Source organism: Nocardioides sp. LHD-245, from assembly GCF_030929495.1.
Classification (GTDB): Bacteria; Actinomycetota; Actinomycetes; order Propionibacteriales; family Nocardioidaceae; genus Nocardioides.
The window spans coordinates 103,556-126,140 of the sequence record NZ_JAVFWN010000016.1 but is presented as its reverse complement, the minus strand read 5'-3'; the positions used below and the strand labels follow the sequence as shown (position 1 = coordinate 126,140).

The 22,585-nt window shown below is 72.0% G+C and carries 22 protein-coding genes; 12 read left to right on the top strand and 10 right to left on the bottom strand.

Going from position 1 to position 22,585, the window contains the following annotated elements:
* From RB608_RS22480 to RB608_RS22465, 4 genes are all read left to right on the top strand, one after another.
* Positions 1 to 678: an SRPBCC family protein gene (locus RB608_RS22480; protein WP_308090302.1), complete on the top strand. Its 678-nt coding sequence runs from the start codon at positions 1 to 3 to the stop codon at positions 676 to 678.
* On the top strand, positions 675 to 1,280 hold the full coding sequence (locus RB608_RS22475) for a carboxymuconolactone decarboxylase family protein (protein ID WP_308090301.1): 606 nt from the start codon (positions 675 to 677) through the stop codon (positions 1,278 to 1,280). Before RB608_RS22480 ends, RB608_RS22475 begins: the two co-directional genes overlap by 4 nt.
* A 26-nt stretch (positions 1,281 to 1,306) precedes the next feature.
* Positions 1,307 to 2,236: a zinc-binding dehydrogenase gene (locus RB608_RS22470; RefSeq protein WP_308090300.1), complete on the top strand. Its 930-nt coding sequence runs from the start codon at positions 1,307 to 1,309 to the stop codon at positions 2,234 to 2,236.
* 109 nt (positions 2,237 to 2,345) lie between these two features.
* Positions 2,346 to 3,785 (top strand): CCA tRNA nucleotidyltransferase, encoded by a 1,440-nt coding sequence (locus RB608_RS22465; RefSeq protein WP_308090353.1) that lies wholly within the window; start codon positions 2,346 to 2,348, stop codon positions 3,783 to 3,785.
* 24 nt (positions 3,786 to 3,809) lie between these two features.
* Here the strand turns inward: RB608_RS22465 and RB608_RS22460 are convergent, their stop codons facing one another.
* The gene (locus tag RB608_RS22460) at positions 3,810 to 4,598 is read right to left on the bottom strand and encodes an SDR family NAD(P)-dependent oxidoreductase (RefSeq protein WP_308090299.1); all 789 of its coding nucleotides are present in this window, start codon (positions 4,596 to 4,598) and stop codon (positions 3,810 to 3,812) included.
* Positions 4,599 to 4,761: 163 nt separating this feature from the next.
* Between RB608_RS22460 and RB608_RS22455 the strand changes: the two genes are divergently transcribed.
* Together RB608_RS22455 and RB608_RS22450 are read left to right on the top strand one after the other, a co-directional pair.
* A complete protein-coding gene (locus RB608_RS22455) occupies positions 4,762 to 5,244 on the top strand; it encodes an SRPBCC family protein (RefSeq protein WP_308090298.1) in 483 nt (160 codons plus the stop codon).
* A 72-nt stretch (positions 5,245 to 5,316) separates the two neighbouring features.
* Entirely contained in the window at positions 5,317 to 6,282 is a 966-nt protein-coding gene (locus RB608_RS22450) for an endonuclease/exonuclease/phosphatase family protein (protein WP_308090297.1), read from the top strand.
* A 45-nt stretch (positions 6,283 to 6,327) separates the two neighbouring features.
* Here RB608_RS22450 and RB608_RS22445 read toward each other — a convergent pair whose 3' ends face one another.
* From RB608_RS22445 to RB608_RS22435, 3 genes are all read right to left on the bottom strand, one after another.
* Positions 6,328 to 6,939, bottom strand: a complete 612-nt coding sequence (locus tag RB608_RS22445) for an AmiS/UreI family transporter (RefSeq protein ID WP_308090296.1) — start codon at positions 6,937 to 6,939, stop codon at positions 6,328 to 6,330.
* Between the two features lie 64 nt (positions 6,940 to 7,003).
* Positions 7,004 to 8,212, bottom strand: coding sequence for an acetamidase/formamidase family protein (locus RB608_RS22440; RefSeq protein ID WP_308090295.1), 1,209 nt, complete (start codon positions 8,210 to 8,212; stop codon positions 7,004 to 7,006).
* Between the two features lie 61 nt (positions 8,213 to 8,273).
* Positions 8,274 to 8,687 carry a MarR family transcriptional regulator gene (locus tag RB608_RS22435; protein WP_308090294.1) on the bottom strand — a complete coding sequence of 138 codons (414 nt, stop codon included), beginning with the start codon at positions 8,685 to 8,687 and terminating at the stop codon, positions 8,274 to 8,276.
* 103 nt (positions 8,688 to 8,790) lie between these two features.
* Here RB608_RS22435 and RB608_RS22430 point away from each other — a divergent pair, with 103 nt between their 5' ends.
* On the top strand, positions 8,791 to 9,864 hold the full coding sequence (locus RB608_RS22430; protein ID WP_308090293.1) for a substrate-binding domain-containing protein: 1,074 nt from the start codon (positions 8,791 to 8,793) through the stop codon (positions 9,862 to 9,864).
* 73 nt (positions 9,865 to 9,937) lie between these two features.
* On the opposite strand, the gene RB608_RS22425 is transcribed toward RB608_RS22430, so the two are convergent.
* Both RB608_RS22425 and RB608_RS22420 read right to left on the bottom strand, forming a co-directional pair.
* The gene (locus tag RB608_RS22425; RefSeq protein WP_308090292.1) at positions 9,938 to 11,023 is read right to left on the bottom strand and encodes an inositol-3-phosphate synthase; all 1,086 of its coding nucleotides are present in this window, start codon (positions 11,021 to 11,023) and stop codon (positions 9,938 to 9,940) included.
* Between the two features lie 75 nt (positions 11,024 to 11,098).
* Entirely contained in the window at positions 11,099 to 11,686 is a 588-nt protein-coding gene (locus RB608_RS22420; protein ID WP_308090291.1) for a PadR family transcriptional regulator, read from the bottom strand.
* Between the two features lie 106 nt (positions 11,687 to 11,792).
* Here RB608_RS22420 and RB608_RS22415 point away from each other — a divergent pair, with 106 nt between their 5' ends.
* From RB608_RS22415 to RB608_RS22400, 4 genes are read left to right on the top strand one after another with little or no spacing between them, the layout of a single operon-like run.
* Entirely contained in the window at positions 11,793 to 12,677 is an 885-nt protein-coding gene (locus RB608_RS22415) for a hypothetical protein (protein ID WP_308090290.1), read from the top strand.
* Positions 12,674 to 13,183, top strand: a complete 510-nt coding sequence (locus tag RB608_RS22410; protein WP_308090289.1) for a SigE family RNA polymerase sigma factor — start codon at positions 12,674 to 12,676, stop codon at positions 13,181 to 13,183. Before RB608_RS22415 ends, RB608_RS22410 begins: the two co-directional genes overlap by 4 nt.
* 24 nt (positions 13,184 to 13,207) lie before the next feature.
* The gene (locus RB608_RS22405) at positions 13,208 to 15,445 is read left to right on the top strand and encodes a transglycosylase domain-containing protein (RefSeq protein ID WP_308090288.1); all 2,238 of its coding nucleotides are present in this window, start codon (positions 13,208 to 13,210) and stop codon (positions 15,443 to 15,445) included.
* Between the two features lie 20 nt (positions 15,446 to 15,465).
* The gene (locus RB608_RS22400; RefSeq protein ID WP_308090287.1) at positions 15,466 to 17,019 is read left to right on the top strand and encodes a glycosyltransferase 87 family protein; all 1,554 of its coding nucleotides are present in this window, start codon (positions 15,466 to 15,468) and stop codon (positions 17,017 to 17,019) included.
* Here RB608_RS22400 and RB608_RS22395 read toward each other — a convergent pair.
* The 4 genes from RB608_RS22395 to RB608_RS22380 form a co-directional block, all read right to left on the bottom strand.
* Positions 16,977 to 18,053: an alanine racemase gene (locus RB608_RS22395; protein WP_308090286.1), complete on the bottom strand. Its 1,077-nt coding sequence runs from the start codon at positions 18,051 to 18,053 to the stop codon at positions 16,977 to 16,979. The two genes, RB608_RS22400 and RB608_RS22395, sit on opposite strands and share 43 nt — an antisense overlap.
* Before the next feature lie 4 nt (positions 18,054 to 18,057).
* Positions 18,058 to 19,188: a peptidoglycan bridge formation glycyltransferase FemA/FemB family protein gene (locus tag RB608_RS22390; protein WP_308090285.1), complete on the bottom strand. Its 1,131-nt coding sequence runs from the start codon at positions 19,186 to 19,188 to the stop codon at positions 18,058 to 18,060.
* A gap of 41 nt (positions 19,189 to 19,229) precedes the next feature.
* Positions 19,230 to 20,201 carry a nitrilase-related carbon-nitrogen hydrolase gene (locus RB608_RS22385; RefSeq protein WP_308090284.1) on the bottom strand — a complete coding sequence of 324 codons (972 nt, stop codon included), beginning with the start codon at positions 20,199 to 20,201 and terminating at the stop codon, positions 19,230 to 19,232.
* A 91-nt stretch (positions 20,202 to 20,292) separates the two neighbouring features.
* Entirely contained in the window at positions 20,293 to 20,976 is a 684-nt protein-coding gene (locus tag RB608_RS22380; RefSeq protein ID WP_308090283.1) for a GntR family transcriptional regulator, read from the bottom strand.
* A 276-nt stretch (positions 20,977 to 21,252) separates the two neighbouring features.
* Between RB608_RS22380 and RB608_RS22375 the strand changes: the two genes are divergently transcribed.
* On the top strand, positions 21,253 to 22,521 hold the full coding sequence (locus RB608_RS22375) for an aminotransferase class V-fold PLP-dependent enzyme (protein ID WP_308090282.1): 1,269 nt from the start codon (positions 21,253 to 21,255) through the stop codon (positions 22,519 to 22,521).
* Positions 22,522 to 22,585: the final 64 nt, after the last annotated feature.

Sequence of the window (22,585 nt, the reverse complement as noted above, 5' to 3'; positions counted from 1 at the left end):
ATGCTGCTGCAGAACGAGTTCGAGATCGACGCGGACCTGGAGCGCACCTGGAGCCTGCTCACCGATCTGGAGCAGGTCATGCCGTGCATGCCCGGGGCGACCCTGGAGGGTCGCGAGGGCGAGAACTACCTCGGCGCGGTGAAGATCAAGGTCGGTCCGATCGGCGCCCACTTCCGCGGCACCGCGCACTTCGCCCACCAGGACGACGCCGCCCACTCCGCGGTGATCGCCGCCGCGGGCACGGACCCCAAGGGACAGGCCACGGCCAGCGCCCAGATCCAGGCCCGGCTCGAGCCGGTCACCGGCACCCGGACCCGGGTCGTCATCGACACCGACCTCGACATCACCGGCCGGATGGCCCAGTTCGGGCGGGGCGCGATCGCGGATGTCAGCAACCGGCTGATGGGCCAGTTCGCCGCCAACCTGGGCGAGCTGCTCAGCGCGCCGGGCACCGCGGCCGAGCAGGCGACCGACCTGCCGAGCGTGCCGCGGCCCGCCGCGTCGCGCCCCGCGGCCGCTCCCCTCCGGCCGGCGGCCGGGGGCGACGAGGCCGGCATGGACGTCCTGGCCCTGGTGCTGCCGATGGTGCGGGAGCGCTACGGCCAGGCGATCGCCGGCGGCCTGATCGGCTTCGTGCTGAGCTGGCTCGCCTTCGGCCGGAAGCGAGGCACGCGGTGAGCGCCCGCCTCGCCTCGCTGCGCCCCGAGGACCTCGACCCGGACCAGCGCGCCGTCTACGACGCGATCGCCGGCGGCGATCGGGCCAAGGGGGTCCAGCACTTCCCGCTGGCCGCGGACGACGGATCGCTGAACGGGCCGTTCGGGATCGTGCTGCACGCCCCCGGGGTCGGGGCGGTGCTGCAGGAGCTCGGCGCCACCATCCGCTACCGCACCGACCTGACCACCCGCGCCCGCGAGATCGCGATCCTGCTGGTGGCGCAGGCGAGCGGCAGCGAGTTCGAGTGGTGGGCCCACGAGCGGGTCGGACGTGCCGCCGGGCTGACCGACGAGGAGCTGATGCAGCTCTCGATGGGCCGCTTCGCCGGCCCGGACCCGACCGAGAACGCGGTCGCCGCGTTGTCCGTCGTCCTGCTGACCTCCGCGACCGTCACCGACGAGGAGTACGCCGCCGCGGGGGCGGTCCTCACCGAACGCCAGATCGTCGAGGTGACCACGCTCGTCGGGTACTACCGCCTGCTCGCGCAGCTGATGACGGTCTTCGACATCCGGGTGCCCGGTGGCGAGCAGGACCCCCCTCCCGCACACCGGCACGCCCACTGAACCGTCCACTCCCCGAGGAGCACGCCATGCCACGCGCCGCCGTCCTGACCGAAGGCCGACTCGACGTCCGGGACCTGCCCACCCCCGAGCCCGCCGCCGGTGAGGTGCGGGTCGGGGTCATCCTGGCCGGAGTCAACTACTGGGAGATCATGCAGCGCGACGGCCGGGTCCCCGCACCCGAGCGTCGGGTGCCCGGTCGTGAGGGCGTCGGCGTCGTGCGCGAGCTCGGGCCCGGCGTCGAGGGACTCGTGGTGGGACAGCGGGTGGCCTGGTCCTCGGTCGGCGGCAGCTACGCCGAGGAGGTGACCGGGCCCGCGGACGGCTTCGCCCCGGTGCCCGACGGCCTGGCCGACGAGACGGCCGCCGGGCTGCTGTTCCAAGGCGTCACGGCGCACTACCTGGCCACCGACGCCTGGCCGCTGGGCGAGGGGGACGCGGCCGTCGTGACCGCCGCGGCGGGTGGTGTCGGGCTGCTCCTGACCCAGCTGCTGACCCTGCGCGGGGTCCGGGTGACCGGTCTGGTGTCGACCCCGGACAAGGCCGCGGTGGTGCGCGCGGCCGGCGCCGTCGACGTACGCGGGTACGACGACGCCCTCGCCGAGCGCAGTGTCGCCGCGGTGTTCGACGGAGTCGGTGCCGACGTCCCGCGACGACTGTTGGCGTCGTTGCGGCCGCGCGGCGCGATGGTCCTCTACGGCGCGACCTCGGGTCGGGAGTCCGACCTCGGGACGTCCGATCTGGGCCAGGGCTCGTTCTTCCTGACCCGGACGGCGGGCCGCGACTACCTCGGCGACGCCGCCGCCCGTGCCGCGCGGGCCGATGAGCTGCTCCGGGCCGCGGCCGCGGGATCGCTCACCGTGCATGTCGGCGGCCACTGGCCGCTGGCGGACGCGGAGGGCGCCTGGGAGGCGATGGAGTCGCGGGCCAGCAGGGGCAAGCTGCTGGTCGGTGGCTGAGGCCGGTGCCGCCCCGGCTGCGCGCGGAGCCGACCAACTAGACTCGCCCGCCGTGACCGAGTCCGCGGATCCCGCAGCCGACGCCAGCCGAGTCCGGGCCGGCGAGCCGCTGCGCCTGGTCGACGTCCAGGCCGCGGTCGCCGCGGAGCTGGACCGGATCGCGCCGGTGATCGACGACCTCGGCGCCCGGTTCGCCGCGGCCGGCCACGAGCTGGCCCTGGTCGGCGGACCGGTGCGCGACGCGATGCTCGGCCGCCGCTCCAACGACCTCGACTTCACCACCTCGGCCCGCCCGGAGCAGACCGACAAGATCCTCAAGGCCTGGGGCGACGCCTGGTGGGACATGGGCCGCGACTTCGGCACCATCGGCTGCCGCAAGGGCGACTGGGTCGTCGAGGTGACGACCTATCGGTCCGAGTCCTACGACCCCGACTCCCGCAAGCCCGCGGTCCAGTACGGCGACGCGCTGGCCGGTGACCTCGGCCGCCGCGACTTCACCGTCAACGCGATGGCGGTCCGGCTGCCGGGCCGCGAGCTCGAGGACCCCTACGGCGGGGTGGTGGATCTCGCGCACGGGGTGCTCCGCACGCCGGGGACCCCCGAGCAGTCGTTCTCCGACGACCCGCTGCGGATGATGCGCGCGGCGCGGTTCGCGGCGCAGCTCGGCTTCGCCGTCGACCCGTCGGTCGTCCGGGCGATGACGGACATGGCGGACCGGATCACGATCATCTCGGCCGAGCGGGTGCGCGACGAGCTGGTGAAGCTGGTGTGCGCGCCGTACCCGCGGCGGGGCCTGGAGCTGCTGGTCGAGACCGGGCTCGCCGACCAGGTGCTGCCCGAGCTGCCGGCGCTCAAGCTCGAGCGCGACGAGCACCACCGGCACAAGGACGTCTACGAGCACACCCTCACCGTGCTGGAGCAGGCGATGGACCTGGAGCCGCGGCTCGCGGAGCGGGCCGAGCTCCCGGCGCCCGACTTCGTCTCCCGGTTCGCCGCGCTCATGCACGACGTCGGCAAGCCGAAGACCCGCCGCTTCCAGGACGACGGCGTGGTGACCTTCCACCACCACGACGTGGTCGGCGCCAAGCTCACCCGCAAGCGGATGAGGGCGCTGAAGTTCAGCAACGACCAGATCGACGCCGTCGGCGACCTGGTCGAGCTGCACCTGCGCTTCCACGGCTACGGTTCCGGCGAGTGGACCGACTCCGCCGTGCGCCGCTACGTGCGCGACGCCGGCGACCAGCTCGAGCGGCTGCACGTGCTCACCCGCGCCGACTGCACGACCCGCAACAAGAAGAAGGCCGACCGGCTCCGTCGTACCTATGACGACCTGGAGGCCCGGATCGACCGGCTCTCCGCCGAGGAGGAGCTGGCCTCGATCCGGCCCGACCTCGACGGCAACCAGATCATGACGATCCTGGGCATCGGCCCGGGCCGCGAGGTGGGCGAGGCGTACAAGTTCCTGCTCGAGCTGCGCCTCGACAACGGCCCCATGGCCGAGGACGCCGCGGCTGCCGCGCTCCGGGAGTGGTGGGCCGCCCGCGGCTGAGGCCGTCCGGACGGGGGCTCCGCGCTACCAGGGCACCGGGCCGTCAGCATCGAAGAAGCCGCCCGACGGGCCCGCGTCGTCCAGGAGCGCGGCCCGCACCACGACCTTCGCCGCCTCCTCGGCCGCCGTCGGCGCCGCCGCGCGGTTGTCCGCGCCGCCGAGGTCGGTCTGCACCCAGCCCGGGCACACCGAGTTCACCTTGACCCGGGTGCCCGCGAGCTTCTTCGCGAGCGCGACGGTCAGCCCGTTGAGCGCCGCCTTCGAGGACTGGTAGGCCGGCACCACCAGCGCGTGGTACGGCGACGCCGGGTCGAGCTGGTCGCTCAGCGAGCCCATCCGGCTCGAGACGTTGACGACCCGTCCTCGCTCGGAGTGCACGAGCAGCGGGAGCACGGCCGCCGTCACGGCGACGGCACCGAGCACGTTGGTGCGGAAGGTGCGCAGGAAGAGATCGGGGTCGAGCGGGTCGAGGACCTGGGGTGCGGTCGCCTCCGGCAGGATGCCGGCGTTGTTGACCAGGATGTCGAGGCGGCCGTGCTCGCGGCGGATTCGCTCGGCCGCGGCGCGGGTGCTCGCCGCGTCGTCGACGTCCAGCGGAACGGCGCTGGCCCACACGCCCTCCGCGCGCAGCCCGGCCACGGCGGCGCGGGCCAGGTCCGCGTCCCGCGCGCCGATCACCACGGTCACGCCCTCCCGTCCGAGGCGCCGGGCAGTCGCAAGACCGAGGCCGCGGTTGCCGCCGGTGACGAGGGCGACGCGCGGGTCGCTCTGGGGGTCGTGGTTCGTCCGGTTCCGCTGCTGCGTCGTGGTCATGCGCCCAGCCTGGCGGGGTCCGACCCCCGTTGCTGGCGGCAATCGGACCTCGCGTCCGGCCCGTCCCGCCCGTGTGTGTCTGTGACCGGGGTCACGTACCATCGGTACGCTACCTGCCGGTAGGTTGCCGGGAACGACCCTGTTCCCTCCGGAAGGCACCGCCATGGCCGACACCTACGAGAAGCTCCTCGAGGACTCCATCGAGATCGCCGCTCCCACCGACAAGGTGTGGAGTCTGGTGACCGACATCCCGGCCATGGCCAAGTGGAGCCCCCAGGTCGTGAAGTCGACCGTCAAGGGCGGGGTCGTCAAGCAGGGCGCGATCTTCAGCAACCTCAACAAGCAGGGCATCAAGCGCTGGCCCACGGGCGGCAAGGTCGTCCGGTTCCAGCCGCCGAGTGGGTCGACCGCGGGGGACTTCGCCTTCCGGATCCGCGAGAACCGGACCGTCTGGTCCTTCCAGCTCGAGCCGACCGCGGACGGCGGGACCCGGTTGACCGAGCGCCGCGAGACCCCCGACGGCGTCTCGGGCGTCTCGATGGTGCTGACCAAGCTGGTGCTCGGCGGCCAGCGGCCGTTCACCGACGAGCTGCGCCGAGGCATCCGGCAGACCCTCGAGCGGATCAAGGCCGAGGCCGAGGCCTGAGCCGATCGGCCGTACCGCCGGCACCACCGGCCCGGCTCCTGAGGCCGACCGGGCTCCCGGTTCAATAGGCGCGTGACCGAGGGCAGCCGCGCGACGAGGATCGCGACCGTCGCGGTGGCGATCGTCGTCCTGGTGGCGGTGGCACTCGTGCTGCTGCTCCAGGACCCGAGTGGACCCCCGGACGGCCCGGGCGGGGGGCCGGGCGAGCCGACCACCGTCCCACCGCCGCCCTCGTCGGGCGCGACGCCGACCCGGACCGAGCCGCCTCCCCCGCCGCCCACCCCCACGGCACCGCCCACCTGCCCGACGCCGGCGCCGATCCAGCTGACCGTGCTGACGTTCAACATCCACTTCGGTGCCGGTCACGACGGGCGCAGCGGATTGGACCGGATCGCCGAGGAGATCACCACCTGGCAGCCCGACATCGTGCTGCTGCAGGAGGTCGACAAGGGCCGCCCCGTCAGCGGCAACGTCGACCAGGCGGCCGTCCTGGGCGCGAAGACCGGCCTCCACCACGTCTACGGCGGCAACTCGCGTAACACCGGCGCGGGACCCCGGGGCAACGCGATCCTCAGCCGGTTCCCGATCGTCGCGTCGGCCAACACCCACCTGCCGATGGCGGGCGGTCGGGAGCTGCGCGGTCTGCTGCACGCCCAGGTCGACGTCGGCGGCGTCCCGGTCAGCGTCTACGCCACCCACTTCGACCACCGCTCCCGCCAGGCCCGGACGGTGGCGGCGCGGACGGTCGTCCAGCTGATGGCCGCGGACCCGCTGCCCAAGGTCGTCGGGGGCGACCTCAACACCGGCCCCGACGCCCGCGCGATCGCGATCCTGCGTCGCTCCGGCCTCGGCGACGCGTGGGCGGTCGGGAAGGGCAAGGGAGCCACGGTGCCCGCGGACCGCCCCGGCAGCCGGATCGACTTCATCCTCCACGACGGCTGGTTCACGCCGCTCCAGGCCGAGGTGCTCTTCTCCGCGGTCTCCGACCACCGCCCGGTGTGGACCCGGATGCAGCTCCAGCCCCCGCCCGCCTGCTGACCCGCCGCCCGCCTGCCGACCGCCCGCCTGCGGACCGCGGGGCACTCAGGCCGCGGCCGGGACCAGGCGCGCCTGCAGCGGGGCGGACCACCGCCGGACGAGCACGACGAGCACGACGCCGCCCAGGAGACCACCGAGGGCGACCGGCCACGACTCCTCGAAACCGTCGTGGAGGAGCAGCCACGCCGGCAGCGCGGCGGTGAGCACACCCTCGACCGCCGCGACCGCCCCGGTGATCGGGCCGAGCGCGGCGCGGTCCAACCCCAGCAGCAGGAAGAACAGGGTCCACAGGACCGCCCAGGACAGCCAGATCACCCCGAAGACGGGGGCGTCGGCGCGGAGGCTGTCGATCCCGTGCCCGGCCGCGAACACCGCCACGAACAGGGAGAACCAGCCGAGCCCGTGCCCGGGCAGGCCGGCCAGCGCGTTGATGCCGACCCACAGGTAGGTGAAGCCGAACAGGTACAGCGCGGAGGCGCCGAGGATCGCCGGCGGGTCGCCGCCCGCGGTCATCACGAGGTACGTCGGCGTGATCACCTGCATCGCGCCGACGAAGAGGTTGAGGGGCGCGGCGGCGCGCGGGGTCAGCCAGCCCAGCAGCATGACGCCGTTCACGATGAGCACCGCGCCGACGTAGAAGAGCCCGATATCGCTCATGGTCGATCACCTTTCGAGGGAGCGCCGCCGCCCGCCCGGCGCGGGCGGGCGGGCGACGGGTCGGTCACTTCGGCTGCGGCAGGATGTCCTGGTCGAAGATGTCGAGCGGGATCTTCAGGACGACGGCGGCGTTGGGGATGTCCACGACGCCGCCCACGTGCATCTCGCAGGGCGCGACGGAGATGATCGTGTAGGCCTGCTCGGGGCTGTAGCCGAACTTGCCGAGGTACTCGATCGCCTGCTCGACGACCTGGGTCACCGCCATGGTCGTGTCGAGGTAGCGCTGCTCCTTGCCCCCGGCGGAGAGACCGGTGAAGGAGAGGTACCGGGTGCCGAACTGCGGGTCGACGGGCGAGGGCCGGAACATCGGCGTGCGGACGCCGTACCGGGCCATGCCGTCCTTGATCACGCCGAAGCGGTACCAGCCGACACCGTCCATCTCGATGGCGTTCCAGGTGATCTCTCCGTCGCCCTCCGCGAAGTGGAAGTCACCGCTGGAGAAGAGCGCGCCGTCCACGAAGACCGGGAAGTAGACCCGGGAGCCGCGGGAGAGGTTCTTGATGTCCATGTTGCCGCCGTTCTCGCGCGGCGGGATGGTGCGCGCCGCGGTCTCGGCGACCCGGGCCCACTCGTCGCCCTCCAGGTCGCGCAGCACCGCGGTGTCGCGGGCGTCGGCGCGCGGGGCGGCGAGGCCGTCGGCGATGAACGGGTCCTCGCGCTCGTTCCAGGTGCGCAGCAGGTCGTGCGACGGCGCGACGCCGATGATGCCCGGGTGGCTGATCGCGGGGATCTCGACGCCGGGGATCTGCCGGCTGGTCGCGAACAGGCCGTGCAGGTCCCAGACCGTCTTGTAGCCGTCGGGGAAGGAGGACGCCAGCGGCCCGCCCATGCCGGGCAGGATGTTGGAGTAGCCGACGCCCGAGAGCGGCTGGACGTCGAGGATGTCGACGACCAGCAGGTCGCCGGCCTTGACCCCGTCGACCTTCACCGGCCCGGTGAGCGGGTGGGTGCGGGTCAGGTCGAAGGTGTGGATGTCCTGGTCGTCGTCGACGTCCCGGAGCTGGTAGTCGTCGTAGCCGCCGCTCTCCAGGATCAGCTCGTCGCCGAGGCCGACCTCGATGAGCGGCGGGATGTCGGGGTGCCAGCGGTTGTGACCGAGGTGCTTCTGCTCGGCCAGCGGTACGCCGACCTCGCAGCGGAACCGCTGGACGCCGAGGTCGCGGTCGGGGAATCGGGATACGCCGGACCGGGTGAAGTCGGTGCTGTCGGACATGGGCTCGTGCCTCCGTTCGTCGGGTGTGACGCGGAGCACGTTACTTCCATTTGGAATTAAATCAAGAGGTGCGCGTCAACAACCCGCGCAACGCCTCGCGCTCCCAGTCGGCGAGCTCGGTCAGCTCGGCGGCGATCGCGTCCTGCACGGGCACGCGCAGCTCGTCGTACGTCGTCCGACCCCGGTCGGTGAGCCGGACGAGCACCCGTCGCCGGTCCAGGCCGTCGAGGGCGCGGTGCACGAGGGCGTGGTCGACCAGCCGGTCGACACTGCGCGTCAGCGTCGGTGCGGGCAGGCTGACGGTCTGGGCGAGGTCCGTCATCGTCTGCCCGTCGGGCCGTGTCTCGAGCGCGGCGAGCACCAGCCAGTGCGGGGTCTTGAGGGGGGTCCCGGCGAGCGCGGCGCCGATCGCGCGCTCCAGCCGCGACGCGCGCCCGATGAGCAGCGTGGCCAGCTCTCCATGCCCGGTCGTCATCGGCGCCTCCTGTGTCCCTTGACCCCTCCGGGGTGACGATCCATACTCCCAGAATATTCCATTCGGTGATATTGGCGCGGGCTGGCCGGAAGAGAGGTGCGGTGTGGACACGTTCCGCGTCGGGCTGGCGATCCCGCTGCAGGGACCGGGCGGGATCTTCGGGCCGTCCTGCGAGAAGGTCGCGGAGCTGGCGGTCGCCCAGCTCAACCAGGGGGCCGGCATCCTCGGCCGGCCGGTCGACGTCGAGGTGCTCGACGCCGGCGCGCCGCTCGAGCAGTTCTGTGACAGCACCGCGGCGGCGGTCGCCGCCGGCCGGATCCACGCGGTCGTCGGGTGGCACATCTCCTCGGTGCGCCAGCACATGGCGCCGGTGCTGGCCGGCCTCGGCGTGCCCTACGTCTACACCTCGCTGCACGAGGGCGCCGCCCGGGAGGCCGTGCTCTGCCCCGGCGAGACGCCGTCGCTCCAGGTCGCGCCCGGCCTGCGCTGGCTGCGCGAGCACCTCGGCGTGCGGCGCTGGTCGATCGTCGGCGCCGACTACGTGTGGCCGCGCCGTACGGTCCGGGCGATCCGCACCTACGCCCGGGCGACCGGCCTCGACATCGTCCACGAGCAGTTCGTCAGCTACGGCTGCCGGGACTTCCGCGGCGTCCTCCAGGACGTGCGCGGCAGCACCGCGCAGGGCGTGATCATGCTGTTGGTGGGCCGCGACGCCGTGCTCTTCAACCGGCAGTTCGCGGCCGGGGGGCTCCAGGACCGGCTGGTCCGGTTCAGCCCGCTGATGGAGGAGAACATGCTCCTCGCCTCCGGCGCGGGCGCCACCCGCGACCTCTACGTCGCCGCCGCCTACTTCAACAGCCTGGTCACCTCGTCGGCGATCGACTTCACCGGCTCCTACGCCGACCGGTTCGGTCCCGGCGCACCGGCGCTCAACAACGCCGCCGAGTCCTGCTACGAGGGCATTCTCGCGCTCGCCGCGGCGGCCAGCGCCGTCGGCAGCGCCGACCCGGCCCGGATGCTCGCGGCCATCGAGGAGCGCGGTGTCACCTACGACGGCCCGCGCGGCACCGTCCGGCTCGGCGCCGGGTCGTCGTACCAACAGGTGCACATCGCGCGGGCCGAGGACTACGAGTTCGACGTGCTCGGCCCGCTCGCCCAGGACTCGCTGGCCGGCTGAGCCCGGCCGTTCCGCCCCGGACGCGACGAGACCCCGCACCCGAGCGGGGTGCGGGGTCTCGCGTGAGCTGGGCTCAGACGCCCTTGATGAAGGCCTCGAGCTGCGCGCGGCCCTCGGTGTCCTCGATCTGCACCGGCGGGCTCTTCATGAGGTACGCCGAGGCGGGGATGATCGGGCCGCCGACGCCGCGGTCCTTGGCGATCTTCGCGGCCCGGACGGCGTCGATGATGATGCCGGCCGAGTTCGGGGAGTCCCAGACCTCGAGCTTGTACTCGAGGTTGAGCGGGACGTCGCCGAACGCGCGACCCTCGAGGCGCACGTAGGCCCACTTGCGGTCGTCGAGCCACGCGACGTAGTCGGACGGGCCGATGTGGACGTTGCGGTCGTCGGCGCCGACGCCCGCCAGCGGGCCGTTGAGGTTGGAGGTCACGGCCTGGGTCTTGGAGATCTTCTTGGACTCCAGGCGCTCGCGCTCGAGCATGTTCTTGAAGTCCATGTTGCCGCCGACGTTGAGCTGGTAGGTGCGGTCCAGCGTCACGCCGCGGTCCTCGAACAGCTTCGCCATCACGCGGTGGGTGATGGTGGCGCCGACCTGCGACTTGATGTCGTCACCGACGATCGGGACGCCGGCGTCCTCGAACTTCTTGGCCCAGACCGGGTCGGAGGCGATGAAGACGGGGAGCGCGTTGACGAAGGCCACGCCGGCGTCGATCGCGCACTGGGCGTAGAACTTGTCGGCCTCCTCGGAGCCCACCGGGAGGTAGGAGACGAGGACGTCGACCTGGGCGTCCTTGAGCGCCTGGACGACGTCGACCGGGTCGGCGCCGGACTCCTCGATGGTCATCCGGTAGTACTTGCCGAGACCGTCGAGCGTCGGGCCGCGCTGGACCTCGACACCGAGCGTGGGGACGTCGGTGATCTTGATGGTGTTGTTCTCCGAGGCGTTGATGGCCTCGGACAGGTCCTTGCCGACCTTCTTGTCGTCGACGTCGAACGCGGCGACGAACTCGACGTCGCCGACGTGGTAGTCGCCGAACTGGACGTGCATGAGCCCCGGGACGGTGCTCGCGGCATCGGCGCCCCGGTAGTACTGCACGCCCTGGATGAGGGACGTGGCGCAGTTGCCCACGCCGGCGATCGCTACTCGAACCGAACCCATGGGGTTTCCTTCCTTGCTACTCATGACATCTCGTGAATGATCAGGTGGCTGACCTGTTGGGTGCTGCGGTGCCGGTCAGGACGGCGTCGACGGGGCCGCCGGCGTCTCCGGTCCGGGTGCTGCCTGTTGCACGCTGCGTTCGGCGTTGATGAGCTCCGAGAGCCAACGGACCTCACGCTCGACCGACTCCACGCCGTGACGCTGCAGCTCGGCGGCGTACCGGTCGGCCTCGGCCTGCGTCATGGCCAGCTCGCGCTGGACGCGGTCGAGCCGCTCCTGGAGCCGCGAGCGACGTCCCTCGAGGACGCGCAGCCGGATCTCCATGTCGGTGGAGGAGAAGAACCGGAACCGGATGTCGAAGTTGTCGTCCTCCCAAGCGGTCGGACCCACCTCCGACATCAGGCGCGAGAACTCCTCGGTGCCCAGGTCGGTCACCTGGTAGACGATCCGCTGCCGGCGGGTCTGGGGACCCGAGGGCACGGTCTCCTCGATGAGGTTGCCGCGGAGCATCTTCTTCAGCGCGGGATAGAGCGAGCCGTACGACAGCAGGCGGCCCCAGCCCAGCATCAGGTTGAGCCGCTTGCGCAGCTCGTAGCCGTGCATGGGTCCCTCGTGCAGCAGTCCGAGGACTGCGAGCTCGATGGTGTCCCCGCGCCGTGCCATGCGACCTATCGTAGCGATATATCCGCGGGACGTGAACTTCCGATGGATCGAGGGTGTCGTGCGGTGGTCGAGGCAACCGATCGCGGGGTTCCTACGTAGGAGGGTCATGAGCACCGACGTGGAGCACCTGATCGCCACCGCCTTCGAGGCCGGGTACGACGACGAGCCGGCTCCGCGTACCGCGGACGGCTACGTCGCGGCCGGTCGCCGTCGGGCCCGGCAGCGCCGGCTCCGCGTGACCGCGGCGGTGGTCGGCGTGGTCGGCGCGGTCGCGGTGGCCGGCGCCCTTGTCGCCGGGGGCGCCGGTCCGGTGCGGTCCACTCCCGACCGCACGCCGGTCGCCCAGTCGCCCTCCCCGACCGCGGGTGCCACCCCGGCACCCGCGCCGGACCCGGCCCCGACCCAGCGGATCTCCGACGTGCTGAGCCCCGGTCAGCACGTCGGCTACGACGGGCGGGGTGCGGTGGTCCTCCGGCCGGGCTGGCGGATCGTGCGCGAGATCCCCAACCCGCTGCACCGGGTCGCGCCGGAGGCGTCCGTCGGGCTGGTCGTCACCAAGGGCACGGCCTCGTTCTGGTACCTCCTCGACCACAGTCCCGACGGCGGGAGTGCGTCGTGGGACCCGGCGGGCAAGGCGTACCAGCGCTTCGAGCAGTGGCTCGACGTCATGGTCGACCTGGACCGCGGGGAGGAGCCGGAGCCCTATGTGCGGTTCGCCGGCGAAGGCGACCTGCTCGAGGCGGGTGTCGGCGTCCGGATCCTGCGTCAGTGGGCGGACCCGGACGTCCCCGGCTTCGCGGCACCCGGCGACGACACCGCGGTCGCGAAGGTGGCTGCCGACGGCCGGGTCTACTTCGTCCTGGCGCGTCGCTCCCCCGGCGGGCCGACCGACACCCTGCCGGTCGACGCCGGCGTGCTGCCCGCGCCGACGCTGGCCGCATTCCTCGCCCACGCACGCGACCGGTACGCCTCCGGTGAGGGCCTGCGGTGACCTCCCGCCGGGAGCGCGAGCGGCACGACGCCGCGTTCACCGCCTTCGTGGCCGCGCACCAGGTCCTGCTGCGCCGGATCGCGTACGCCGTGTGCGGTGATTGGAACCGTGCCGAGGACGTGCTGCAGACCGCCCTGGCGAAGCTCTACGTGAGCTGGTCCCGCGTGCACCGCACCGGCACCGAGCTGGCCTACGTCCGCCGGATCATCGTGAACGCCGATGTCGACGACCGCCGTCGGCCGTGGCGCCGCGAGCGGCCCGGCCTGGACGGTCACGACCCCGCCGCGCCGGCCGGGATCGGGCCCGACGAGCGGGCCGACCTCTTCGCCGCCGTGCGTGCCCTGCCCACCCTCCAGCGCCGCGTCGTCGTGCTGCGCCACTGGCTCGGGCTCTCGGTCAAGGAGACCGCGGCCGAGCTCCGGATCGCGGAGGGCACGGTCAAGAGCCAGTCGTCCCGGGCGCTGGCGACGCTGCGCGCCCAGATCACCGGAAATCGGGTCGGCTGACCAGGGCGCCGTACCCTGTCCTGCGTGGTTCAGGGAAAACGGAAGTCCGCAGCGAGCTCCGCGGGGTCGAAGGGCCGCGCGAAGTCGCGCCCGAAGGACCGTACGCCGCGGACCTGGAAGCAGCGGCTGAAGAGGTTCACGATCTGGGGTCTCGTCGCCTGCGTGGTGATGGCCCTGCTCGGTGCCGCTGCCTTCTTCGTGGCCTACCGCTCGATCGACATCCCCGACCCGAACGCTGAGTTCCTGACCGAGACGACGCAGGTCTACTACTCCGACGGCAAGGGACAGCTGGGCCAGTTCGCCGTCCAGCGCCGTGACTCGATCGACTACGACGAGATGCCGCAGTACGTCAAGGACGGCGTCGTCGCCGCCGAGAACCGGACCTTCTGGACCGACAACGGCATCGACCCCAAGGGCATCCTGAGCGCGGCGTTCAGCAACGCCCAGGGCAACACCACCCGCGGTGCGTCGACGATCACCCAGCAGTACGTCAAGATCCTCTACCTCACCCAGGAGCGCACCTGGAAGCGGAAGCTCAAGGAAGCGATCCTCTCGCTCAAGGTGAAGAACCAGCTGAGCAAGCAGGACGTCCTCGAGGGCTACCTCAACACGATCTACTTCGGCCGCGGCGCCTACGGCATCCAGGCCGCCTCGAAGGCCTACTTCGCCAAGGACGCGGCGGACCTCAACCTCAAGCAGTCCGCGGCCCTGGTCGCGATCCTCAACAATCCCAACGGGCTCGACCCGGACAACGGCGACGCCTCGGCCACGGCGCTGCTCGGGCGCTACCAGTACGTGCTCGACTCGATGGAGGAGACCGGCACGGCCGAGGCCGGCGAGGTCTCGCAGGCCCGGACGGCACTGCCGAAGTTCCCGGAGATCAAGCAGAGCGAGCAGTACGGCGGCCAGCGGGGTCACGCGTTGACCATGGTCCGCAAGGAGCTCGTCCGGATGGGCTTCAGCGAGCAGGAGATCGACGGTGGTGGTCTCCAGGTCACCACCACGTTCACCAAGAAGGCGATGACCGCCGCGGCCCAGGGCGTCGCCGAGCAGCGGCCCGAGGGCTTCGGCCCCAAGGACCTCCACGTCGCGGTCGCCTCGGTCGAGCCCGGCACCGGCGCCGTGCGCGGCTTCTACGGCGGCCAGGACTACCTCCAGTCGCAGATCAACTGGGCCGTCGCGGGCGGCCAGGCCGGCTCGACCTTCAAGCCGTTCGCGCTCGCGGCCGGCATCGAGTCGGGCTTCGAGCTCAAGGACACCTTCGACGGCAACTCGCCGTACGACCTGCCCGGCGGTGGCCGTCCCATCGAGAACCAGGGCGACCAGAGCTACGGCCGGGTGGACCTGATCCGCGCGACCGAGGACTCGATCAACACCGCCTACATCGACCTGACCCTGGCGATGCCCGACGGACCGACGCAGATCATCGAGACCGCCAACGCGATGGGCATCCCGCCGGAGAAGGCGGCGCCCAAGGCGTACGGCATCCCGACCTCGAGCCCGGGCCTGCAGGCCAATACCGGCGTCTCGCTCGGCTCGCAGACGGTCAGCCCCATCAACATGGCCAACGGCTACGCGACGATCGCCAACCGCGGGGTCGCCGCCGACGCCTACATCATCGAGAAGGTCGTCGACCGCGACGGCGTCGTGCGCTTCACCCACGATGCCGACGCCGCCACGCACGAGGCGATCCGGGAGGGCGTGGCCGACGACGTGGGCTACGCCCTGCAGCAGGTCGTCCGCTCCGGCTCCGGTACGGCGGCGCTGGGTCTGCGGCGTCCGGTCGGCGGCAAGACGGGCACGGCCACCAACGGCCTGGGCGAGGTGTCCTCGGCCTGGTTCGTGGGCTACACGCCGCAGCTGTCGACCGCGGTGATGTACGTGCGCGGCAAGGGCAACGAGCAGCTCAAGGACTGGCTGCCGTCGTACTTCGGCGGCGCCTATCCGGCCGACACCTGGACCGCCGTGATGACCCGCGCGCTCGACGGCGAGGACGTCGAGGACCTGCCGCCCGCGGCGTGGGTCGACGGCGAGGCGCCGTCCGACGGGCACGACAAGCTGCCGCCCCCGCCGCCGCCGAAGCCGAAGCCGACCAAGAAGCCGAAGAAGGAGAAGACGAAGGAGCCCCTCACGGATCCCCTGCCGCCTCCTCCCCCGGTGACGACGGAGATCCCGGTGCCCCCGACGACGCCTCCCCCGTCGACCCCGCCGGTGACCACCCCGCCGGCGACGACACCGCCGGTCGTTCCCCGTCACCGCTGACCCAGTGCCGCGGTGACCCGGTGAGCGACGAGGCCCACGTCCACCCGACCCGCGACGACGCCGTCGTCGCGGCCCTGAGCGAGGTCGTCGGCGGGCCGATGGGCGAGCGGGCGCGCCCGCACCGGTGGTGGACCCCGACCCGGGTGCTGCTGCTGCTCACCGCGGTGGTGTTCGCGGCGGGTCTGGTGCAGAAGGCGCCGTGCTCGCTGGCGCAGGGTCGTGACCAGAACTGGGTCTACTCCCACATGTGCTACACCGACCTGCGCCCGCTCTATGTGCCGCGGGGCCTGGTGGAGAAGGCCTGGCCGTACTCCGACGACGAGCAGGTCCGTGACCGCTACGACGTGATGGAGTACCCCGTCGGCATCGCCTACTGGGCGTGGGGCACGGCCTGGGTCACCCAGTGGCTCAACGGCTCGCCGGATCTCGACCAGCGACAGCGCACCCCCGTCGACCTGCTGTACGGCGATCCGGAGGTGGAGGACGAACAGACGATCTTCCTGCTGGTCAACGCCGTCGGCTTCGGGGCGTTGGCGCTGTTGGCCACCTGGCTGCTGGCGGGCGTCCACCGCACCCGGCCCTGGGACGCCGCGGCGTTCGCGCTCTCACCGGCCCTGCTGCTCACCGGCCTGATCAACTGGGACCTGCTCGCCGTCGCCCTCGTCGCGGGCGCGCTGTGGGCGTGGTCGCGTGACCGGCCGGTGCTGACCGGCGTCCTGATCGGGCTGGGGACGGCGGCCAAGCTCTACCCGCTGTTCCTGCTCGGCGGGTTGCTGGTGATCTGCCTGCGCCGCCGGCAGCTCGGCCGGTTCGCGATCGCGGCGGTGTGGGCCGCGGCCGCCTGGGCGGCGGCCAACGCGCCGGCGTACCTCACCGGTCCGGAGCAGTGGAAGGTGTTCTGGTCCTTCAACTCCGAGCGCACCGCGGACCTCGGGTCGCTGTGGATGCTGATCGACCAGGCCGGCGACATCGGGTTCTCGGCGCACACGATCAACCTGTGGTCCTGGATCCTGTTCGGGGCCTGGTGCGTCGTCGTGTTCGCGATCGGCATGACCGCCGGGCGACGGCTGCATGAATCCCCGGTCAGCCGGCGATTCATGCACTTAGTGGGGGTTGCAAACCCCGACAAGTGCATGAATCCCCGGTCAGCCGGGGGTTCATGCAGCTTCGTCCCCCGCCTCGCGCAGCTGGGCTACCTGATCGTGGTCGGCTTCCTGCTGGTCAACAAGGTCTACTCGCCGCAGTACGTCCTGTGGCTGCTGCCCCTCGCCGTGCTGGCCCGGCCGCGCTGGCGCGACCAGATCGTGTGGCAGGCGAGCGAGGTCTTCTACTTCTGCACGGTGTGGTGGTACCTCGGCGGCTACCTCGCGCCCGCGGGCGGCGGGGACGCCGGGTTCTACTGGGTCGGCATCGCGGTGCGGGTGCTCGGCGAGCTCTACCTCGCGGCGGTCATCGTGCGGGACCTCTATCAGCCCGCGCACGACCCGGTCGCGATCGAGCGGATCGAGCCGGGCGGCCCGCGCGGCGGCGCTCAGCCGGCGACGACGACCCGGTCGAACGACGTGGCGGTGTAGCGGACCCGGACGTCGACCTCCTCGCCGACCTCGGGCACCCGCGCGCCGTGGGGCAGGAACAGCATCGAGGCCTGCATGTGCGGCGGCTCGGCGAAGAGCCGCAGCTTGGCGTCGATGGAGTACGGCGAGCGCACGAAGCCGACCGCGTCGAGGCCACCGCGGGCCAGGGTCGCCGCGCGGGCCTTGATCGACTGCTCGCCGGTGGGCGCCTCGAGCCCGATGCCGTGGGCGGTGCCGCCGCTGACGACGAGCACGTGGCCGGGCTTGGGCGCGGTGCGGCCGCGGTAGCCGAACGCCTCGCCGCGCTCGACCGGATGCACGTCGAGGACGGTCGCCGTCACCCGGAGCGCGCCGCGGTCACCGAGCCACAGGCCGGTGCCGATCCGCGGGCGGACCGTGAAGTCGCCGTACCGGCCGCGCAGGGTGGTCAGCTCGGCATCCGTCAGGTGGCTGACCCACACCTCCGGTGTGCCGCGGGTCGGGATCTCCGCGCCGACGAAGTCGTTGACCAGCCGGGTGACCTCACCCAGGTGGGTGCCCTGGCCGAGCGGCAGGTGCAGGGCGAGGCCCTCGACCCGGGCGCCGGGGTGCTTGCGCAGCAGGTCGCCCGCCTCCCACAGCTCGCGCGCGGCCATGCCGTGGCGGCGCATCGACGTCATCCGCTCGAGCACGATCCGGGCCGACGGGTCGCGGTGGAGCAGGTCGCGCAGGTCGGCCAGCCGGCTGACGGTGTGGATCAGGCGCTTCGCGACGGCCGGCTCGGGGTGCGTCACCCAGGGCCGCCACGGCGTGAGGACCAGCAGGTCGCCGTGCCAGCGCTGGACGACCTCCGGGAGCTCGTCGTAGGTGCCGACGGCGAGGGTGCGCACGTCGTGGCCGCGCCCGGCCAGCCACTGCGCCTTGCGGGCCAGCCGACCGAGCGTGAAGCCGTAGCCGTTGCCCTTCGCGACCGGCACCAGCCCGGCGTGCGCGTCGGCGACCGACTCGAGGTGGGCCCGCCAGCGCGGCCCGTCCACGGTGAGCGTGAGGCTCATCGGATCACCCCCTCCGCTGCAGGTAGAGCTGGAACGCCTTGTACAACGGGCGGTTGATCGGGAGGTCCCACTCACCGGCGTACTCGACGGCCTCGCCGCCGGTGCCGACCTTGAACTGGATCAGGCCGATGTGGGAGTCGTCGGCGTCGAGCGTCTCGGTGATGCCGCGCAGGTCGTAGACCGCCGCGCCGGCCGCGATCGCGTCGCGGATCATCGCCCACTGGATCGCGTTGGAGCCGCGCACCTCACGCTTCTCCGTGGACGAGGCGCCGTAGGAGTACCAGGCGTGCTCGCCGACCCGGATCGCGATCGTCGAGGCGACCAGGTCGCCGTCGTGCCGGGCCAGCCAGAGGGTGAGCCGCTCGTCGCTGTCGGCCTGCAGGGCGTCGTACATCGTCTCGAAGTAGCGCAGCGGGCGTGGCGTGAAGTGGTCGCGCTCCGCGGTGTGGACGTAGAGGTCGTGGAAGGCCTTCAGGTCCGCGCGGTCGCCGCGGGAGACCTCGACGCCCTCCTTGGCGGCCTTCTTGATGTTGCGGCGCCAGAGCTGGTTCATGCCCTTGAGGACGTCGTCCTCGGAGCGCTGGGCGCCGTCGGCGTGGCGCAGCGGGATCTGGAAGACGAACTGGGGCTGGCCGGCGGCGAACCCGCCCTCGACCCCCTGGTGGCGCCAGCCGAGCTCGTGGAGCTGGGCGACCACCCGGGCGCCGGCGGGGGTGCGCTCCGCGGGCGGGATCTCGCCGAGGAGGCGGACCGCCGGATCGGCGATGCCCTCCTTGACCTGTGCGGTCGTCCAGCGGCGGGTCACTACCGGCGGCCCGATCCGCACGGCGAACGCGCCCTGCTTCCTGAGGTGGGCGACCATCGGGGACAGCCAGCCGCGGAGGTCGTCGCCGCCCCAGTCGATGACCGGTCCCTCGGGCAGGTAGGCGAGCGAGCGGTTGAGCCTCGGAAGCCTCCGGTACAGCACCAGCGCGGCCCCGACCTGCCGTCCGGCGTCGTCGAACCACCCGAGTGACTCGCTGCGCCACTCGCTCTTCACCCGCGCCCAGCCCGGGGTCTGCAGGAAACTGGCCGAGGGCCGGGAGGAGAGGTACTCGCGGTGCTCGGTCGGGGTGATCGGGCGCACGCTGGGCATGCGGCCAGGCTATCGGGCGCGGGTTCCCCCGGGAGATCCAGTCATCGGCCGGTGGCTCCGAACGGGCGGCCGCGGTCCACCGGCTCCACCAGAGCGGCGTAGGTGTCCGGACGTCGAGTGGTGAGGAACGGGAAGAGCGCCAGCCAGTCCTGCCGCTGGTCGAGATCGAGGTCGGTCACGAGCACCGCCTCCTCGTCGCGGGGGGCCTGGACCAGCACGCGGCCGTACGGGTCGGAGATGAACGAGGAGCCGTAGAACGTGAGGTCGCCTTCGGTTCCGGTCCGGTTGGGGACGACCATGAACGTGCCCGCGGAGATCCCGTTCCCGACGATGACCTGCTGCCAGAGGGGCCGGGTGTCGAAGTCGGGGTGCTCCGGCTCCGATCCGATCGCCGTCGGGTAGACGAGGACCTCGGCCCCGGCGAGCGAGTAGGCGCGGGCCAGCTCGGGGAACCACTCGTCCCAGCAGGTCGGCAGGCCGATGCGGCAGCCGGCGAGCCGGGGGATCTCGTAGACCGGGTGCGGGTCGTCGGCCGGGCCGGGGTGGAAGTAGGTGTCCTCGTAGTAGCCGTCGGTGACCGGGATGTGGAGCTTGCGGGTGCGTCCGACCATCGCTCCGGAGGGGTCGACCAGGATCGCGGTGTTGTAGCCCAGCGCGCCGCCGTCGTCCGCTCGCTCGTAGAGCGAGGCGTGGACGAAGATGTCGAAGGTCGTGGCGGCCTGCCGGGCGAACGTCGCGGTGGGTCCGTCGGTCAGCGACTCGGCCTGCTCGCTCGCCGCGGGGCCGCCGCGCACGAAGGCCGGGTATCGCTGCAGGGTGAGCTCGGGCAGGAACACGACGGCGGCGCCCGCTTCGGCCGCCTTCCCGATGGCGGCGTGCAGTGTCGAGCGCAACCGGGCCGGGTCGGGGTCCCAGCGATGCTGGACGAGGGCGACCCGTAGTGCCGGCCGCGCGCTCGGTCGCGTGCGGGCCGGTGACGGGGGCAGGTCGTCGACCCGGCTGATCAGTCGCACGGGGGTCACTCCTCCTGAAGAACCGGAACCAGACGGCACCGTACTGGTGATAGTCCGATCATATACTACCGGTACTTCAACGGTGGACCGGTCAGCGGAAACGACGCAGGATGTGCACGTTGACCGACTCCACGTGCTCGCGCATGGCCCTCTCCGCGCGCGCCGGGTCGCGTGCCTCGAGCGCCTCGAGGATGACGCCGTGCTCGTCGAAGGACAGCTTGTAGCGCCGCTGGTCGTTGCCGATGAGCTCCTTGATGCCCCGGTTGACCTGGTTGCGGACCGTGGCCAGGATCTGCTCCATCTTGGCGTTGCCGGCCGCCTGCAGGATCGCTCCGTGCAGCAGGCCGTTGAACCGCTTCATCGCCTCGATGTCGGCGACATGATCCTGTCCGAGGGCGGCCTCGGTCTGCGTGAAGACCTCGCGCAGCTCGCCGAGCGCCACGTCGTCGATCCGGTCCGCCGCCAGCATGGCGAGATATCCCTCGATCGCCTCGCGCACCTCCAGTGCCTCGCGCAGCTCCGAGTACGACAGGTGGGGGATCAGGTAGCCGACGTGCGGGATGGGGGACACGAGCCCCTCCGACTCGAGGCGGAGCAGGGCCTCGCGCACCGGCGTCTTGGACATGCCGAGCGTCGTGGACAGCTCGGCCTCCGACAGCCGGGACCCGGCGGGCAGGTCGGACACGACCAGCTCCACGAGGCGCTCGTAGGCCTGGTCGGCCAACCGCGGCTTGGCGACTCGGGCGGCGGGCGTCTTGGCGGTCTGTCTCGGCATGGTGGAACTCCCTGGTGCAGGCGACGTGGCCGCAGTGCCGCGAGCTGGTGCCGCTCTGCGTTCCTCGCCGTTCGGGCCGCGCGGCTTCGCGCTGGCGATCCAGGATAGCGGCTCGACATCACCGGCCTATCAGCACCCACGCCGGCCGGTCGTGGACCACCCGAGTCCGCGCCGCGGGTAGGCACTCGAGGACCATCTGTCCGACATGTAATACACCAGTGACATACCACTCGCCTGATGGCTATATTCCACCTACACCCCTGAGAGGAAGCTCACGTGTCCCACTCGTCGCAGTCCGGCCGATCGCTCGGCAACGCCTTCCCGTCGCAGGGCATGTCCCTGGATGACGTGGCCGACAGGCTCGACTCCCTCTACGCCCAGGTCCCGCCGATCCGGCAGGGCAGGTTCGGCATGTTCTCCCTGCGGGGCAACGATCAGATCCAGGAGGCGGCTCGTCGCGGCTACGAGCGGTTCTTCAGCATCAACGGCCTCTTCGCCCGCGTGCTGCCCAGCCTGAAGACGATGCACGACGAGGTCCTGTCGTCCTGGGCCGCGGAGCTCCACACGACCGCGGAGTGCGGCGTGCTGACCTCCGGGGGCTCGGACAGCATCTTCAACGCCGTCCACTCCATCCGCGAGTGGGCCTACGAGCGTCGTGGCATCCCCCGCGGCGAGGTGGAGATCATCGCGCCCTTCTCCGCGCACGCCGCGTTCACGAAGGCCTGCCACTTCCTGGGCGTACGACTGGTCCGGGTACCGCTGACCGGGGAGTACCGCGTCGACCTCGACGCGATGGCGGCCGCCATCACCGACCGGACCGCGGGCCTGGTCGCCTCGGCGCCGTCGTGGCCGCACGGCGTCTACGACCCGATCGAGGCGGTCGCCCGCCTGGCGAGCGAGCGTGACCTCTGGCTGCACGTCGATGCCTGCGTCGGGGGTTGCCTCACGCCGTTCGCGCGTGACCTCGGGTACGACGTGCCGTCCTTCGCCTTCGACGTCCCCGGCGTGTCCTCGGTCAGCGTCGACCTGCACAAGTACGGCTACGCGCCGAAGCCCTGTTCCACGCTGTTCTACGCCGACCTGGATCTGCGGCGGTTCCAGGGCTTCGAGACCGAGGACTGGTCCAACGGCCTCTACCGGACCGACGCGTTCGTGGGCTCCCGTCCGGCCGGCGCGATCTCGGGGGCCTGGGCGGTGCTGCGCTACCTGGGGCGTGAGGGCTACCTGGACACCGCGCGTCGCACGATGGCCGTGCGTGACCGGGTGATCGCGGGGGTCGAGAGGATCCCCGAGCTGCACGTCGTCGGCAGCGAGATGTCCCTGGTGGCGATCGGCGCCAAGGACCTGGACATCACCGAGATCGGCAAGGGTCTCGCCGGGCGGGGCTGGTCGGTCTTCGGGGTCGCCCATCCGCCGCTCGTCCATCTGACCTGTGACGCCGTGGACGACGCGCTGGTCGACGAGCTGCTCCTCGACCTGGTCGCCGTCATCTCGGACGTGGCGCACGGGACCGGCGTCGCCGACGGCGACATCGGCTACACCTGACCGGCCGCACGGGCCGTCAACGCATCACCGACCGGTGTCGAGCCGACCCCGCTCGGACCACACG

What these genes read in the sequence shown, in the direction of transcription:
- RB608_RS22445 (WP_308090296.1), bottom strand. Translation starts at nt 6,939, where the DNA reads ATGAGCGATATCGGGCTCTTCTACGTCGGCGCGGTGCTCATCGTGAAC.
- RB608_RS22390 (WP_308090285.1), bottom strand. Translation starts at nt 19,188, where the DNA reads ATGCCCAGCGTGCGCCCGATCACCCCGACCGAGCACCGCGAGTACCTC.
- RB608_RS22480 (WP_308090302.1), top strand. Translation starts at nt 1, where the DNA reads ATGCTGCTGCAGAACGAGTTCGAGATCGACGCGGACCTGGAGCGCACC.
- RB608_RS22415 (WP_308090290.1), top strand. Translation starts at nt 11,793, where the DNA reads ATGAGCACCGACGTGGAGCACCTGATCGCCACCGCCTTCGAGGCCGGG.
- RB608_RS22455 (WP_308090298.1), top strand. Translation starts at nt 4,762, where the DNA reads ATGGCCGACACCTACGAGAAGCTCCTCGAGGACTCCATCGAGATCGCC.
- RB608_RS22470 (WP_308090300.1), top strand. Translation starts at nt 1,307, where the DNA reads ATGCCACGCGCCGCCGTCCTGACCGAAGGCCGACTCGACGTCCGGGAC.
- RB608_RS22460 (WP_308090299.1), bottom strand. Translation starts at nt 4,598, where the DNA reads ATGACCACGACGCAGCAGCGGAACCGGACGAACCACGACCCCCAGAGC.
- RB608_RS22425 (WP_308090292.1), bottom strand. Translation starts at nt 11,023, where the DNA reads ATGGGTTCGGTTCGAGTAGCGATCGCCGGCGTGGGCAACTGCGCCACG.
- RB608_RS22420 (WP_308090291.1), bottom strand. Translation starts at nt 11,686, where the DNA reads ATGGCACGGCGCGGGGACACCATCGAGCTCGCAGTCCTCGGACTGCTG.
- RB608_RS22440 (WP_308090295.1), bottom strand. Translation starts at nt 8,212, where the DNA reads ATGTCCGACAGCACCGACTTCACCCGGTCCGGCGTATCCCGATTCCCC.
- RB608_RS22435 (WP_308090294.1), bottom strand. Translation starts at nt 8,687, where the DNA reads ATGACGACCGGGCATGGAGAGCTGGCCACGCTGCTCATCGGGCGCGCG.
- RB608_RS22395 (WP_308090286.1), bottom strand. Translation starts at nt 18,053, where the DNA reads ATGAGCCTCACGCTCACCGTGGACGGGCCGCGCTGGCGGGCCCACCTC.
- RB608_RS22380 (WP_308090283.1), bottom strand. Translation starts at nt 20,976, where the DNA reads ATGCCGAGACAGACCGCCAAGACGCCCGCCGCCCGAGTCGCCAAGCCG.